Origin of the sequence: Lysinibacillus sp. GJ-1, assembly GCF_021166035.1 — a bacterium.
Lineage (GTDB): Bacteria > Bacillota > Bacilli > Bacillales_A > Planococcaceae > Lysinibacillus > Lysinibacillus sphaericus.
In genome coordinates this window covers 21,654-36,621 of the sequence record NZ_CP088912.1, presented here as the reverse complement: position 1 = coordinate 36,621, position 14,968 = coordinate 21,654, and the positions used below count along the sequence as shown (strand labels likewise).

Genomic DNA, 14,968 nt, shown 5'->3' with positions numbered 1-14,968 from the left:
ATTAGTTGTGCGTAGCGTGTTCAATTGCTTGCTTCAATAAATTCATAATGTGGTCATCATCTTTTGAATAATATAAGCTTGTTCCTTCCCTCCTGAATTTTACTAATCGTAAATTTTTTAAAAATCGTAATTGATGGGATACCGTTGACTGACTTAAGTCTAATATTTCAGCAATGTCGTTAACCGAATGCTCATCTGAACATAATAAATTTAAAATCCGTATTCTTGTTGGATCACTCAATGCTTTAAACGTTTGAGAAACAACAAATAACGTTTCCTCATCTAAGTGCTGGCCATTACCGGTTTCTATTTCGCCCTGTTTAACTTGTTCATCCATTTTCCGTTCCTCCTATAGTTTATTTATATATGAGCATGTGTTCACATATAAATATATAGGGTTATTTTAGAAATGTCAATTCAAAGCAAAATACAAAACGCCACCCGCATGATACACTACTCTGTAAGGAGAGATTCTAGTGGATATTTTTGAAAAAGACCGCATATTTATGAACCAAGCTTTAGAGGAAGCAAAAAAAGCTGCTTTGCTTGGTGAGGTACCAATAGGGGCCGTTCTTGTATATGAAGGAGAAATTATTGCGCGCGCGCATAATCTACGTGAAACAACTCAAAATGCAACTACTCATGCCGAATTAATGGTGATTCAAGAAGCATGTAAAAAACTTGGTAGTTGGCGTCTTGAACAAACAACACTTTATGTCACACTGGAACCTTGCCCTATGTGTGCAGGGGCTATTTTGCAGTCGCGAGTGCCACGTGTTGTATACGGCGCACGGGACATAAAAGCTGGCTGTGTCGATTCACTCTATCATTTATTAAATGATGCGCGCTTCAACCATGACTGTGATGTAACGGAAGGTATATTAGCTGAAGAATGCGGACAAATTTTAACCGATTTTTTTAGAGCATTACGCGAACGAAAAAAAGCTGAGAAAAAAGCACAGAAAATGGCAGAATCTAGTGAGCCACAATAAGTGGTATTTACGAGAGCATTTGCTGTCAACATGAAAAAGGTACCCCCAAATTTAGGTGGGTACCTTTTTCTATTCTCTAATAATAGGGGGTAAATCAGGAAAGTAGACCGAAATTATCCTTTTATCCGAAACTTTTCCACGTTTCATTCGTATTAGATATAGAATAAATAAAACATCATGGGAGAGAGAACAATTGAAAAAATGGATGAAGAAATCAATTGCTTTAGTAGCGTCAGCTTCACTAATGGTTCCTGCTGCTTCTGCCTATGCTACAGCACCAGAAAAAACAGCACAGCACACAGAAGTAGAGAAAAGTCTTATAGCTAGCAATAAGGAAAAAGCATTAAAGTATGTAAAAAATGATAAGGAATGGATTAGTAAAGATACCATTATCGTCAAGCATACAGGTCTTGCTAAAAACGCACATAAAAACATTGGCTCCAAAGTAATACGATCTATTCCATCACTAGGATATGATGTAATCCAACTGAAAAAGGGAATTTCTTTAGAAAAAGCAGTTTCTTATTATGCAAAGCAAGACGGCGTTAAAAGTGTATCCCCAAGCTACGTTTATCATTCCTTCGCTAACGGAGCAGATCCAAAGAAAAAAGATATGTATCATTTAAACTTACTTCAAATGGATAAGGCACTAGAGTTAGCAGGTAATCATGAAGTAAAAGTAGCGGTTATCGATTCTGGTGTGGATTTTAAACACCCTGATTTAAAATCTCAAGTACTTCCACCGTATAATGCCGCAGCACCAGCCAATACCACTTATACTGGTGACCACGGAACACATGTAGCGGGCATTATTGGCGCTGCAAAAGATAATAATGTAGGAGGACATGGGATTAATCCAAATGCTAAGCTTCTTCCAATTGATGTATTCAACGGAGAAGAAGGTGCCAATGATTTCGTCATTGCACAAGGTATTCTTTACGCCATTGAACAGGGCGCTGATGTTATTAACATGAGTCTTGGTGGTTATGGAGAATCTCCATTAATGAAAGACGCTGTTAAGCAAGCGATAGATAAAGGAATTACGATTGTAGCAGCAGCAGGAAACGAATCGACAGATGAATATTCTTTCCCTGCTTCTTACGAAGGTGTCATTAGCGTAGGTTCTACAAATGATATCAACAAACTATCAAGCTATTCAAACTATGGTCCATCGGTTGACGTGGTAGCACCAGGTGAGGAAATATACAGTACCGTTCACGACGAGAAAAAGGGATCATCCTTTGTCAAATTTAGTGGGACATCAATGGCGGCTCCCGTTGTAGCAGGTGTTGCCTCCCTACTAAAATCAAAACATCCAAATTTAAAGCCTCATGAAGTAGAAGCTATTCTCGAAATGACCGCAAATAATCTAGGCGAGAAAGGCTATGATCTTACATATGGACATGGTCTTATCAACCCGGTGAAAGCATTACAGTTTAATGTCAATAATCTTCCGAAAGAGTATTCAGAAACAACGGAAGAACGTATTAAAAACGCCAAAGTTCTTGCAAAGAATACATTGAATTCAGAAAAAGGTGAATTCAAACAACCAAACGAAAAAAAATGGTACAAGGTTGATTTAGATGCAAATGAATATGCTCAACTGACATTAAAGGGTGCAAACAAATACGATTATGCACTTGAATTGTATTTCTACCCTACAGATAGCAAAGAGGAAGTCGACCCAATCCATATCAATGATGTGCGTGTAGGAAAGCAAGAGGGATACCTATACAAAGCAGATCAAAAAGGAACACTGCTTGTTGGGGTTAAAGATTATAATGGCAGCTATAACTTAAATGGTGAATCGAATTATGTATTCACTGCTCAAACAACGAAGGATTTACCAGTTGATTCATTAGAGATGGACAAAAAGGAGAACATTCAACAGTTCCCATTCAGTACAAAAGGGAAAAACTATACCCTGCTTTCTAAAGATCAACAAAGCGACCAAGATTATTTCACATTTTCAGTAAAAGAACCAACAACGCTGCGATTTGATTTGTCTGGTATTCCAGGTGTTACAGCCTCTATGGAACTTTATCTAAAGGAAGAATTAGATGCTGTACCAGCAGAAAACGTTAATGATGAGGAAATGTATGAGGCTTATCCAATTCAAACAAGCTATAGCGCAGATAAAGGCGACGGTGTAAACCTTATTGTTGACGCTATTCCTGGGACAGAATATGTATTAAACGTATCCAATCAAGGCAGTAGTGCTTTTTCACTTGATATGTTCTTTAGCGGCGGCATTGAAAATGAAGAAACGATAAGTGAATCTATCATCCCTTATACATTAAAGGGTGAAGTCGTTACCCTTCCTGAAGATGAAGACGGGTTACCGTTAAATGAGGAAATGCCAGAAGGTAATGTAGAAAATGAGCTTTTACCTTTAACTCAATATCAAACAAAAAAAGACAATCAAATAAATAATTTATTCAATATGTTTATGGATCCTGGTGCTATGGGTAATCCGGAAGACATAGCTCTAATTATGGAGCAAGCGGTTCCTTTTGACATTGGTCAAGATAAAAAAGCTTACTTCCAAACAGAATTTGATGAAGATTACTTCTTATTAAAGCCAGAAGAAGATGCCGTATATGGTTTCCAAGTTAAAAAAGGCATGAATCAAATTCCAGCTGGAACTATCTTTGAATATGATGAGGAAACAAACGAATTATTAGCAGTTTCTTCATTAAGTAATGATATGGGGATACTAAGTTTACTTCTTGGCTCAACTAGTAATGCCAATGATGCAAAAGCAGTCGCATTGAAAAAGGACAAAACTTATGTTGTAAAGGTAATGAATCAAGGTGCTCGCTCGGCTGAACCATATACTCTTAAAACAAGTAAATTAGCAGCTATCCCATCAGATTATAAAAGTGATAATAACACAACAATAAATGCTCAAGCGGTGCAACCTGGTACAATCTATAAAGATCATATCATTTATCAAGATGATATTGATTACTACTACTATAAACAACGCGGTCAAGATGAAATCATGAGCCTTCTTGTTTCTTCTGTACCTATGACAAATGAACAGCTAAATCAATTACCTAAAGAGCTTCAAAATGCCTTTAAATTTTCAGGTTCTATAATTGAAGATACAAATGGCAACATGGAAATTGATCCAAAAGAATTGGAAACCGAAATTCAATTTGGACAAGGCAATAACATTTTTGAACTATTACTCGGTATTATTGGCACAACTGATGTTAATACCTCTTTTAAAGCGAAAAAGAATCATGGTTATTTTATTATTATTAACGGTATGAACCTTGAACAAGTATCGATTCATCCATATACTTTAAGCATGTATAAACACAATCAAGTCGATGAAGATAAGGATTCCGAATTAATCAATGGTATACCAACAAAGCCATCTAAGCTTACGAAAAAAGATAACAAATGGGTTGCTTCGCAATATTTAAATGCCGGTATTCCGTTTGGCGATAAAGACTACTTTGAATTAAATATTGATAGCAAACGCGATGTATTCTTCTCTCTACAAACAGAAAAAGCACTGGATGGTGTTATCCGTATTATTGATGCAAAAGGAAAAACAGTAGGAACTTTTGATCTTTACGGAACTGAAGATCCGGAAGTAGGTACAGTTGAATTAGACAAAGGAACTTACTATATTGAAGTAAGTGAATTAAACGGCAAAGCTAGTACTCAACCATATACACTTGAAGTACAATAGGGTATAAATCACCTAAACATAGTCACTTCTGTTGTCTGATTTAGAACTAAAACAAAAGAGAAAAAGTGTTAGATTGACTGTAGTCAATCTAACACTTTTTTGCTATGCCGTTGTTGTCTGCAACGGCGGTGCTTTCCGCTACCAACAACTAGTGAACAGTTCTAATTTTTTAGTAGTTGCAAAAGCAAGAATAGCTAAATTCTCTATATAGTTTGGAGATTTTAATTACTTCGGTGCAATGACTTTTTTGCCGCCCATATAAGGAACTAATACCTCTGGAATAGCTACGCTTCCGTCGGCTTGCTGATAGTTTTCAAGGATGGCAGCCACTGTTCGACCAATAGCAAGACCTGAACCATTTAATGTGTGTACGTATTCTGGTTTAGCATTTGGCTCACGGCGGAAGCGGATATTGGCACGACGCGCTTGGAAATCCTCAAAGTTTGAGCAAGAAGAAATTTCACGGTACATATTTTGTGCTGGAATCCATACTTCTAAATCATATTTTTTGGCAGCAGTGAAGCCTAAATCAGCTGTACACATTTTTAATTTACGATAAGGTAAACCTAATAATTGTAATACTTTTTCAGCGTGACCTGTTAATAATTCTAGCTGTTCATAAGATTCCTCTGGTTTTACAAAACGGACTAATTCCACTTTATTAAATTGGTGCTGACGAATTAAGCCACGTGTATCGCGACCGGCAGAGCCCGCTTCTGAGCGGAAGCAAGCGCTATACGCTGCAAAGCCTTGTGGTAAAACTTCAATAGGTAGAATTTCATCACGATAGAAATTCGTAACAGGTACTTCTGCTGTTGGAATCATAAAGTAATCTGTATCATCTAGTTTAAATACATCTTCTTCAAATTTAGGTAGCTGACCTGTACCCGTTAAGCTATCTCGATTAACAATAACAGGTGGTAGCATTTCTTCATAACCATGCTCTTCTGCATGTAAATCCATCATAAAGCTCATTAATGCACGTTCTAAACGAGCACCTAAGCCACGGTAGAATAAGAAACGACTGCCCGCTACTTTTGCTCCGCGTTCAAAATCTACAATTTGTAAATCTGTTGCGATATCCCAGTGTGCTTTAATATCAAAATCAAAAGTTGGTACTTCGCCCCACGTATATTCCACTACATTGTCGTCTTCCGTAGTACCGACTGGCACAGATTCATGTGGCACGTTTGGTAAGCGCATCATCATATCTTTAAAACGGTCTTCTACTTCATTGAGTTGTGTATCTAGCTCTTTAATTTCATCGCCAACTTGACGCATACGTGCGATGACTTCATCAGCATTTTCTTTATTACGTTTCATAACAGAAATTTGTTCAGATACTTTATTTCGTTCTGCTTTCAGTTCTTCTGCTTTCGCGATTAATTCGCGACGTTTTGTATCTAAAGCTTCAAAATCATCTAAGTTTCCTAAATCTTCATTGCGTGTTAATAGCATTTCTTTAATTTCCGCGAAGTTATCACGGACGCGTTTAATATCTAACATCCTTCATACCTCCAGTAGTAGATTCATAAATGATGGGAATTTATAGATAAGATAGAACACAAAAAAGCCCTCATCCCATGAAAGGGACGAGAGCTACCCGCGTTGCCACCCTAATTGACCAGACAGATTGCCTAGTCCACTTATCTCATAACGGCATTTCAGCCGGCGACAGCCTACTTCATTCACTTCGACTGCGCAACTCCAGGACGGATTCACAAGTGCTTTTATCAGCTTCCACCACCCGCTGACTCTCTAAAAAAAACGTGCTTGCTACTACTTCCCATCATCGTGTTCAATTATTTAAATTTTATCCATACTGTACTATATGAAACGACATTTTGCAAGTCACACCATGGTCGTCACAAAATATTCGACAATGCGCAAATCTGTCGTTAGTTCAGGATGAAATGAACAGCCAAGTAAATGACCATCTCGCGCTAGCACAATTTTTCCATCATGCTCCGCTAACACTTCAACACTTTCCCCAACTGACACAATATGCGGTGCGCGTATAAAGACAGCTGGTATTGCTTCGCCAATCGCTTGGATATTTAAATTCACTTCAAAGCTATCTACTTGACGTCCATATGAATTTCGAGCAACGACAACATCCATTACAGCTAAATGTGGATCATGGTCAACTACTTCTTTTGCCAATAATATCAATCCAGCACACGTGCCGAACATTGGTACGCCTTTTTGCGCAAGTGAACGAATGGGTCCCATTAGTTCATAGCGATCAAGTAACTTGCGCATTGTTGTACTTTCTCCACCTGGTAATATAAGTCCATCAAGCCCTTCTAATTGCTCCTTATGCTTGACTAAAACCGTTTGACAACCAAGTGCCTCTAACATTCGTACATGCTCTCTAACAGCACCCTGTAAAGCTAATACACCGACTCTCTTCATATTACCAGCCTCGTTCTTGCATACGTTCACTTTGACTAAGTTGTGCAATATCAATACCTTTCATCGGCACACCCAGCTCTTTTGAAATTTCTGCAATCAATTTATAATCTTTATAATGCGTCGTTGCTTCTACAATAGCACGTGCAAATTTCTCAGGATTTTCCGATTTAAAAATACCAGAGCCCACAAATACTCCATCAGCACCTAACTCCATCATTAATGCTGCGTCTGCTGGTGTCGCTACACCGCCTGCGGCAAAGTTTACAACTGGTAATCGACCAAGCTTTTTAATTTCTCGTAATAATTCAAATGGAGCACCAAGCAATTTTGCCTCAGTCATTAACTCATCCTCAGTCATCCCGACAACTTTTCGTACTTGGGCATTGACCTTACGAATATGGCGTACAGCCTCTACAATATTCCCTGTACCTGGCTCACCTTTCGTCCGTAGCATAGATGCCCCTTCACCGATACGACGAGCCGCTTCTCCTAAATCACGACAGCCGCATACAAATGGCACTGTATAGTCACTTTTCAATAAATGATATTCCTCATCCGCTGGTGTTAACACTTCACTCTCATCAATATAATCAACGCCCATTGCCTCTAACACGCGAGCTTCAACGATATGACCAATACGTGCTTTCGCCATTACAGGAATTGTGACAGCCGCCATAACCTCCTCTACAATACGAGGATCTGCCATGCGTGCCACTCCTCCTGCCTTTCGTATATCTGAAGGCACTCGCTCTAATGCCATCACAGCCACAGCACCCGCTGCTTCAGCAATTTTCGCCTGCTCCGCATTAATGACATCCATAATCACGCCACCCTTTTGCATTTCCGCCATCCCACGTTTTACTAATTCTGTTCCTGTTTGCTTCATTCTTTTCTACCTCCACCTTTGTGATGAAATTTAGTATAATAGAAATTGACCATATCAAAATATTCAGTTTATAAAATAATTATAAGGTCAGGTGAAAAATCGAACATGGATATGCTTTTATTTCAGCTTGAAAAAAACGGTGGAAAACCGCTATATGATCAGCTTTATAGCGGTATTAAAGAAGCGATTATTACAAAGAAAATTACGGTCGGAGAAAAATTACCTTCGAAGCGAAAATTGGCAGATTTTTTAAATATTTCTCAAACAACAATCGAAATTGCCTATGCCCAATTACTTGCAGAGGGTTATATAATATCAAAATCTCGGGTCGGTTATTTTGTAGAGGATATTGATGAGCTCCCCTATATACAGCAAGACACATCTATGCTGCTAAAAGAGCAACCTCGGAAAAAAACATATGCCATTGATTTTAACCCTGGTTCCATAGATATTGATGCCTTCCCATTTCAAACATGGCGAAAATATGCAAAAGAACTTTTTGATGATACCTCCAAAGAATTATTATTGACTGGAGAACCTCAAGGAGAATTAGCGTTACGTACAGAGATTGCAAATTACTTATATCAATCGCGCGGCGTTATTTGTAGCCCAGAGCAAATTGTCATTGGTTCAGGTACAGAACAACTGCTCCCGATGATTTTGCGTCTTTTCAGCGAAGACACTTGCTTTGCACTCGAAAACCCTGGTTATCCGACCGTGCATCGGATGTTTTTACAACACAAACGACAGGTTTGTCCAATTGCAGTAGATGATGAAGGTATCCTTATTCATCAACTAGAAAAAACAACTGCTAATGTCGTTTATATCACGCCGTCGCATCAATTCCCTACTGGCGCTGTATTGTCTGCCACAAGGCGCGCACAAGCTTTAAATTGGGCAGCTCAAAGTCCATCACGATATATCATTGAAGATGATTATGATTCGGAATTTCGTTATACTGGAAAACCAATTCCCGCGCTACAAGCTTTAGATCGCAATGATAAAGTCATCTATATGAGTACTTTTACCAAATCATTAATGCCTTCCTTGCGAGTCGCCTATTTTGTACTACCACCTAAGCTACTTGCTACTTATAATGATGTCTTTAATTATTATTCATCTACAGTACCAAGGTTTGATCAGCACATTGTAGCCAATTTTATGCGAGATGGACATTTTTCAAAACATTTAAATCGTATGCGAAAAGTATATCGAAAAAAGCATGAGAAGCTCACGACGATATTAGAAAATTATTCTAATCAAATAAAAATCACTGGGGAGCAGGCAGGTATGCATATCTTGCTCAATGTTCAACATGAACTATCCGAGCAACAATTACAGCACAGTGCCAATGATGCAGGTATCGGTATCTATCCATTATCCGCTTATCGTCTTGATGAAAATACGGCCACACAAGCTCAATTTTTACTCGGCTTTGGCGGCATTCCTGTACACGAGATTGAATCTTCCATTGAGAAGTTAATGAATTGTTGGGCAATACAAACGAAACAACCATCTCCGTCACGATTCAAGTGACAAGATGGTTGTGCTTTTTTTAATTTTCTTTTAGTTGAATGTTATAATGCTTAAACCATGTATCAATTTGCCCCAAATAGGCTAACAGTTGTGGTCCTGCCATTAATTGTCCATACCAAGGTTCTTTAAATGAACTTCCTCCAGAGTCAATTAGCTCCACTAGTTTTTGTCGTTCAAAAAATTCATGAAGAACTGAATGTTTATCGTTCATAATTTCTGTTAACCATCGTTGAACACCTGCTGTATAAACTGGATGATAGGTTTTTGGATAAGGATTTTTTTTTCGATATAATACTTCCTCTGGTAATAAATGCGACATCGCCTTGCGAATCAAACCTTTTTCCATACCGTCTAAATTTTTCATTTCCCAAGGAATATTCCATGCGTATTCCACAAGCCGATGATCTGCAAATGGCACGCGCACCTCAAGACTCGCGCCCATACTCATCCGATCTTTTCGTTCTAGCAATGTTTGCATAAACCATACCGTGTTTAAATAAAACATTTCACGATGTTGAGCTGCGTCTGTACTTTCCCCTTCTAAATAAGGTACTTCACCAATCGTTTGTTCATAAACATGCTGCGCGTAATTTTCAACAGCTAACTTTGTACGCCATTCCTCGCGTAACATAGCTGTTCTTTCGGGTAATGAACGAATCCAAGGGAAACCAGTCGCTCTTTCTTTGAACCATGGATAACCACCGAATATTTCATCGGCACATTCCCCTGATAAAGCAACCGTAAAATCTTTTTTTATTTCTCGGCAAAACCATAGTAAGGATGAGTCAACATCAGCCATACCAGGTGCATCTCTTACAAAGACAGCTTCTTTCAACAAGTCAATTAACTGTTGTTGGCTAATTTGCTCCGCATGATGTGTTGTATCAAACGAGTCTTTCATTTTTTGTATCCAATAGGTATCCGTTGAATTTTGAAAAGCATGCGGATTAAAGAAACGTTCATTGTCCTCATAGTCGATAGAGTATGTGTGGAGTTTACCTTTCTTTTGTTGTTGAAAGCTGTTTGCCGCAATTCCAGTAATAATACTGGAATCAAGCCCTCCAGAAAGGAATGTACAAATTGGTACATCTGATACTAGCTGACGCTCAATAGCATCGGTTAGTAAATACCGTACATGGTCAATCGTTTCTTCTAATGATTCTTCATGTTTTTTACTTTGAAGTTGCCAGTATTGCCATATACGTAATCCTTCTTTTGAATACCGCATTGCGTATCCTGGTCGTAGCTCATGAATATTATGGAACAGCGACTTTCCGGGCGGTTTAGATGGTCCTACAGCCATGATTGTCGCAAGCCCTTCCCTATTAACAATTGGTTGGACTGCTGGATGTGCAAATAATGCCTTGACCTCCGAGGCAAATAGTAATCCTTCTTGTTGCTCAGTGTAATACAGAGGCTTTACACCTAGACGATCACGACACAGAAAGAGCGATGCCGTTTGTTCATCCCACACACCAAATGCAAAAATGCCATTTAGATAGTTCACACACTGTTCTTTCCACTCAATATACGCAGTTAATAATACTTCTGTATCTGACTGGGTTGTAAAGTCGTGTCCTCTTGTTTGCAGTTCTTTTCGCAATTCTTTGGTATTATACAGTTCGCCATTATATGTAATGACATATGTTACGCCATCATGTTTTTTCACCATTGGTTGCTTGCCACCTATTAAGTCAATGACCGCTAACCGACGGTGGCCAAATGCGATATGTTCATTACACCAAATATTTTCATCATCTGGTCCCCGTTTACTTAATGTTTGCGCCATTAACTTCACAATGCTCTCGCTTGTTCGTAAATCATTTTTAAAACTAGCCCACCCGGTAATTCCACACATTTAGCCACATCCTTTCGCCTATTAGCGTATGCACATTGACTGTAAAACGTGAAAAAAAGAACACGCTATGTTTTTTCAAACATAAACGTGTTCTTACTAGTTAGTTTTTAAAATAATCCACCAACAAAATCAGTAATGCCGCCCCATAAGTTTCCGAAGAAGTTACCGATACCTTGGAAGAATAGAGAAATACCGCTAGCACGTTCTACAGACGCTGTTGTCACGACATCAGATGTAAACTCCTTACCATCAATAAAGCCGTAATCTTTGCCTTCTGTGCGCTCTATAACGACCTTCCCTACTACTGTATCTTTCTTAACTTTAGCTTCAAGGCTTTTTTTATCTAAAACTAATTTAGGTTGATATAAATCCTTTTCAGAAGATTTCACCATAAATGAAATTGGTTCTTTCACAGCAATGGCTACTTTGTCTTCTTGCCCTTTAGTTACTTTCACAGTCTTTTGGTCTTTAAACTTATAGTTTGCTGGAATAATTTCATGTTTTGTAAATTGTGTGAAGCCATAATTAAATAACTTAGCCGTAGCATCAAAACGTGCTTTATAAGAGCCTTCTCCTTTTGCATCGACAGCTTTCATTACGACTGCGATTAAGCGTGTCCCATTGCGTTCTGCAGTACCAGTGAAGCAATGCCCTGCAAAGTTAGTAGTACCTGTTTTTAGGCCATCTACGCCTTCATATTGGAATACTAGACCTGGTAACATAAAGTTCCAGTTTGACATTTCAATCGCGTCATCTGTTCCTTCACGGAATATCTTTTTTGTTATTTTAGATGTCTCTAAAACCTTTGGATGATCTTTTAATAAATGATAGGCTAATTTTGCTACAGATTTAGCAGGCATTACATTCTCATCTTCTGGACCAGTACCTGCTGGGTGCATACCAAATAAATCAGCATTGTTAAGACCTGAAGCATTTACAAACTTATAGCCTTCAAGGACAAGCTCTTCTGCCTTTTTGTTCATTAATTTTAAAAACTCAGTTTCAGTACCAGCAATTGTTTCTGCAATTGCCACTGTAGCTGCATTAGCAGAGTAGATAGCCATTGCTTCATATAGCTCACGAATTGTATATGATCCGTCTCTTCGTAACGGTACATTACTTAATGCACGGTTTTGAGACATACGATACGTATAATCCGTCACATGATATTCCTGATCCCATTTCACCGTACCTGCATCAATTGCGTCCAGTAGTAGGTACTCCGTCATCATCTTCGTCATACTAGCGATACCTAGTGAAGTATCTGCATTTTGTTCATATAAAATTTTTCCTGAATCTGCGTCTATTAAAATCGCAGCATCAACCGTCAGCCCTAAATCTGTTTCTGCATTTGCTTTTGCAGGAACACCTGCAAATATACTAAATAATAGAACAGGAATTAGGAGCAAACGTAATACGGTGTTCGTTGTTTTTTTCACCTTTATTGCCCTCCAAAAAATAATCTTGTCCTCGACATTTTAACATAGATATCCTAGTAGGTGCGCAATCTATCTCATAAAAAATGCCCTCGTATCATCTTTGTAGACGATACGAGAGCATAAAAGTTGCTTGAAATATATTACATTGAATAGTTCGGTGATTCTTTTGTAATTTGAACATCATGCGGGTGTGATTCACGAAGACCTGCACCTGTCATGCGGACAAACTGAGCGTTGTCACGTAAATATTCAAGGTTAGGCGCACCACAATAACCCATACCTGCTCGAATACCACCAATCAATTGATAAACTGTATCTGCTAGAGGACCTTTATAAGGAAGTCGACCTTCAATTCCCTCTGGTACTAGTTTTTTTGCATCTTCTTGGAAATAGCGATCTTTTGAACCTTTTTCCATTGCGCCAATAGATCCCATACCACGGTAAACTTTGAAGCGACGACCTTGGAAAATTTCAGTATCTCCTGGAGATTCAGAAGTACCTGCAAGAAGTGAGCCAAGCATTACGATATTACCGCCTGCTGCAAGAGCTTTTACGATGTCTCCAGAGTATTTAATACCACCATCGGCAATAATTGTTTTACCTAATTCACGCGCTACTGTAGCACAATCATAAATGGCTGTAATTTGAGGTACACCTACACCTGCAACAACTCGTGTTGTACAAATTGATCCTGGTCCAATACCAACCTTCACTACATCTGCACCAGCTTCAAATAATGCACGCGCTCCCTCTCCAGTTGCCACGTTACCAGCAATAATTTCTAATTCTGGGTATGCTTCGCGGATAGAGCGAATTGTTTGTAGTACACCCTCTGAGTGACCGTGAGCTGTATCGATTACTACGATATCCACCTGTGCTTCAACAAGCTTCTCAATGCGAATCATTGTATCTTTAGATACACCTACAGCTGCTCCTACTAATAAACGACCATGTACATCTTTTGCAGCATTCGGGAACTCAATTACTTTTTCGATATCCTTAATTGTAATTAAACCAGTTAACTTACCTTCTTCATCTACAATAGGAAGTTTTTCGATTTTATATTGTTGAAGAATTTTTTCCGCATCCTCTAAAGTCGTTCCAACAGGAGCCGTAATCAAATCTTCTTTTGTCATTACATCTTCAATTTTTAAAGAGTAGTCAGAAATAAAACGTAAATCACGATTTGTAATAATTCCTACTAGCTTTTGGTTTTCCATACTATCCACAATTGGTACACCTGAAATTCGGTATTTACCCATTAAATGTTCAGCATCAAAAACTTGGTGAGTCGGAGTTAAGAAGAATGGGTTTGTAATAACACCATTTTCAGAACGTTTTACTTTTTCAACTTGTTCCGCTTGCTCATCTATGCCCATATTTTTATGGATAATACCGATACCACCTTGACGTGCCATAGCAATAGCCATCTTAGATTCTGTAACTGTATCCATACCTGCACTGACCATTGGAATATTTAATTTAATCTTTGGTGTAAGTTGAACTGATAAATCAACATCTTTCGGTAGTACTTCTGAATGAGCTGGTACTAATAATACATCATCAAAAGTTAAACCTTCTTTGGCAAATTTAGATTCCCACATTTTCGTAACTTCCTCCTATAGTTAAAAGAATATTAATTGTAAGATTAACAACGTGTCATGCTACTGTCAAGAAACTTATAAAAGAAAGACAATTCAGATTTTTTAGTTTGTCCAAACTTATACCTAATTATTCATTTTTAAAACCATTTTTCTATATTTAATGCTGAAATATCTCTTTTTAAAATATTTTTCTGTTAAACAATCAGCTACCAAGAAAAAATTAAACATCCAAACATTATTGATAGAATTAATAGTTAGCATAATTATTTTCACTTATTTTTTCACACAATTTGAAAAAATAATAGCACTAATGGACTCATAAGAACGCTTACAATTTTATTGAAATCGTTTTCGAAAGCTAAAAATAGACAAAAAACAGCCAGCAATATGCTGACTGCTTTGTGTGCCTAGCGACGTCCTACTCTCACAGGGGAAGCCCCCAACTACCATCGGCGCTAAAGAGCTTAACTTCCGTGTTCGGTATGGGAACGGGTGTGACCTCTTTGCCATCATCACTAGACAGTATTTAATT

At 38.2% G+C, this 14,968-nt stretch carries 10 protein-coding genes, 1 rRNA gene and 1 other annotated feature; of the genes, 3 read left to right on the top strand and 8 right to left on the bottom strand.

Going from position 1 to position 14,968, the window contains the following annotated elements; genetic code table 11:
- Window position 1 precedes the first annotated feature (1 nt).
- Window positions 2-337, bottom strand: a complete 336-nt coding sequence (locus tag LO754_RS00125; protein ID WP_108031380.1) for an ArsR/SmtB family transcription factor — start codon at window positions 335-337, stop codon at window positions 2-4.
- Window positions 338-476: 139 nt separating this feature from the next.
- On the opposite strand from LO754_RS00125, the gene tadA reads away from it, so the two are divergent.
- The gene (gene tadA, locus LO754_RS00120) at window positions 477-992 is read left to right on the top strand and encodes a tRNA adenosine(34) deaminase TadA (protein WP_231785356.1); all 516 of its coding nucleotides are present in this window, start codon (window positions 477-479) and stop codon (window positions 990-992) included.
- A gap of 193 nt (window positions 993-1,185) precedes the next feature.
- A complete protein-coding gene (locus LO754_RS00115) occupies window positions 1,186-4,698 on the top strand; it encodes a S8 family peptidase (protein ID WP_231785355.1) in 3,513 nt (1,170 codons plus the stop codon).
- Between the two features lie 225 nt (window positions 4,699-4,923).
- Here the strand turns inward: LO754_RS00115 and serS are convergent, their stop codons facing one another.
- The 3 genes from serS to pdxS all read right to left on the bottom strand — a co-directional run bounded on the left by serS (window position 4,924) and on the right by pdxS (window position 7,999).
- Complete coding sequence (gene serS, locus LO754_RS00110; protein ID WP_024362938.1) at window positions 4,924-6,204, bottom strand: serine--tRNA ligase; 1,281 nt, start codon at window positions 6,202-6,204, stop codon at window positions 4,924-4,926.
- Window positions 6,205-6,283: 79 nt separating this feature from the next.
- Window positions 6,284-6,500, bottom strand: a binding site (T-box leader).
- A gap of 49 nt (window positions 6,501-6,549) precedes the next feature.
- Window positions 6,550-7,113, bottom strand: a complete 564-nt coding sequence (gene pdxT, locus LO754_RS00105) for a pyridoxal 5'-phosphate synthase glutaminase subunit PdxT (RefSeq protein WP_231785354.1) — start codon at window positions 7,111-7,113, stop codon at window positions 6,550-6,552.
- 1 nt (window position 7,114) lies between these two features.
- The gene (gene pdxS / locus LO754_RS00100) at window positions 7,115-7,999 is read right to left on the bottom strand and encodes a pyridoxal 5'-phosphate synthase lyase subunit PdxS (RefSeq protein ID WP_024362936.1); all 885 of its coding nucleotides are present in this window, start codon (window positions 7,997-7,999) and stop codon (window positions 7,115-7,117) included.
- A gap of 105 nt (window positions 8,000-8,104) precedes the next feature.
- Between pdxS and pdxR the strand changes: the two genes are divergently transcribed.
- Entirely contained in the window at window positions 8,105-9,535 is a 1,431-nt protein-coding gene (gene pdxR, locus LO754_RS00095) for a MocR-like pyridoxine biosynthesis transcription factor PdxR (RefSeq protein ID WP_024362935.1), read from the top strand.
- 19 nt (window positions 9,536-9,554) lie between these two features.
- On the opposite strand, the gene asnB is transcribed toward pdxR, so the two are convergent.
- The 4 genes from asnB to rrf form a co-directional block, all read right to left on the bottom strand.
- Complete coding sequence (gene asnB / locus LO754_RS00090) at window positions 9,555-11,393, bottom strand: asparagine synthase (glutamine-hydrolyzing) (RefSeq protein WP_231785353.1); 1,839 nt, start codon at window positions 11,391-11,393, stop codon at window positions 9,555-9,557.
- A gap of 107 nt (window positions 11,394-11,500) precedes the next feature.
- Entirely contained in the window at window positions 11,501-12,832 is a 1,332-nt protein-coding gene (locus LO754_RS00085) for a D-alanyl-D-alanine carboxypeptidase family protein (RefSeq protein WP_231785352.1), read from the bottom strand.
- Window positions 12,833-12,972: 140 nt separating this feature from the next.
- The gene (gene guaB, locus LO754_RS00080) at window positions 12,973-14,436 is read right to left on the bottom strand and encodes an IMP dehydrogenase (protein ID WP_024362932.1); all 1,464 of its coding nucleotides are present in this window, start codon (window positions 14,434-14,436) and stop codon (window positions 12,973-12,975) included.
- A gap of 405 nt (window positions 14,437-14,841) precedes the next feature.
- Window positions 14,842-14,956, bottom strand: a 5S ribosomal RNA gene (rrf, locus tag LO754_RS00075).
- Window positions 14,957-14,968: the final 12 nt, after the last annotated feature.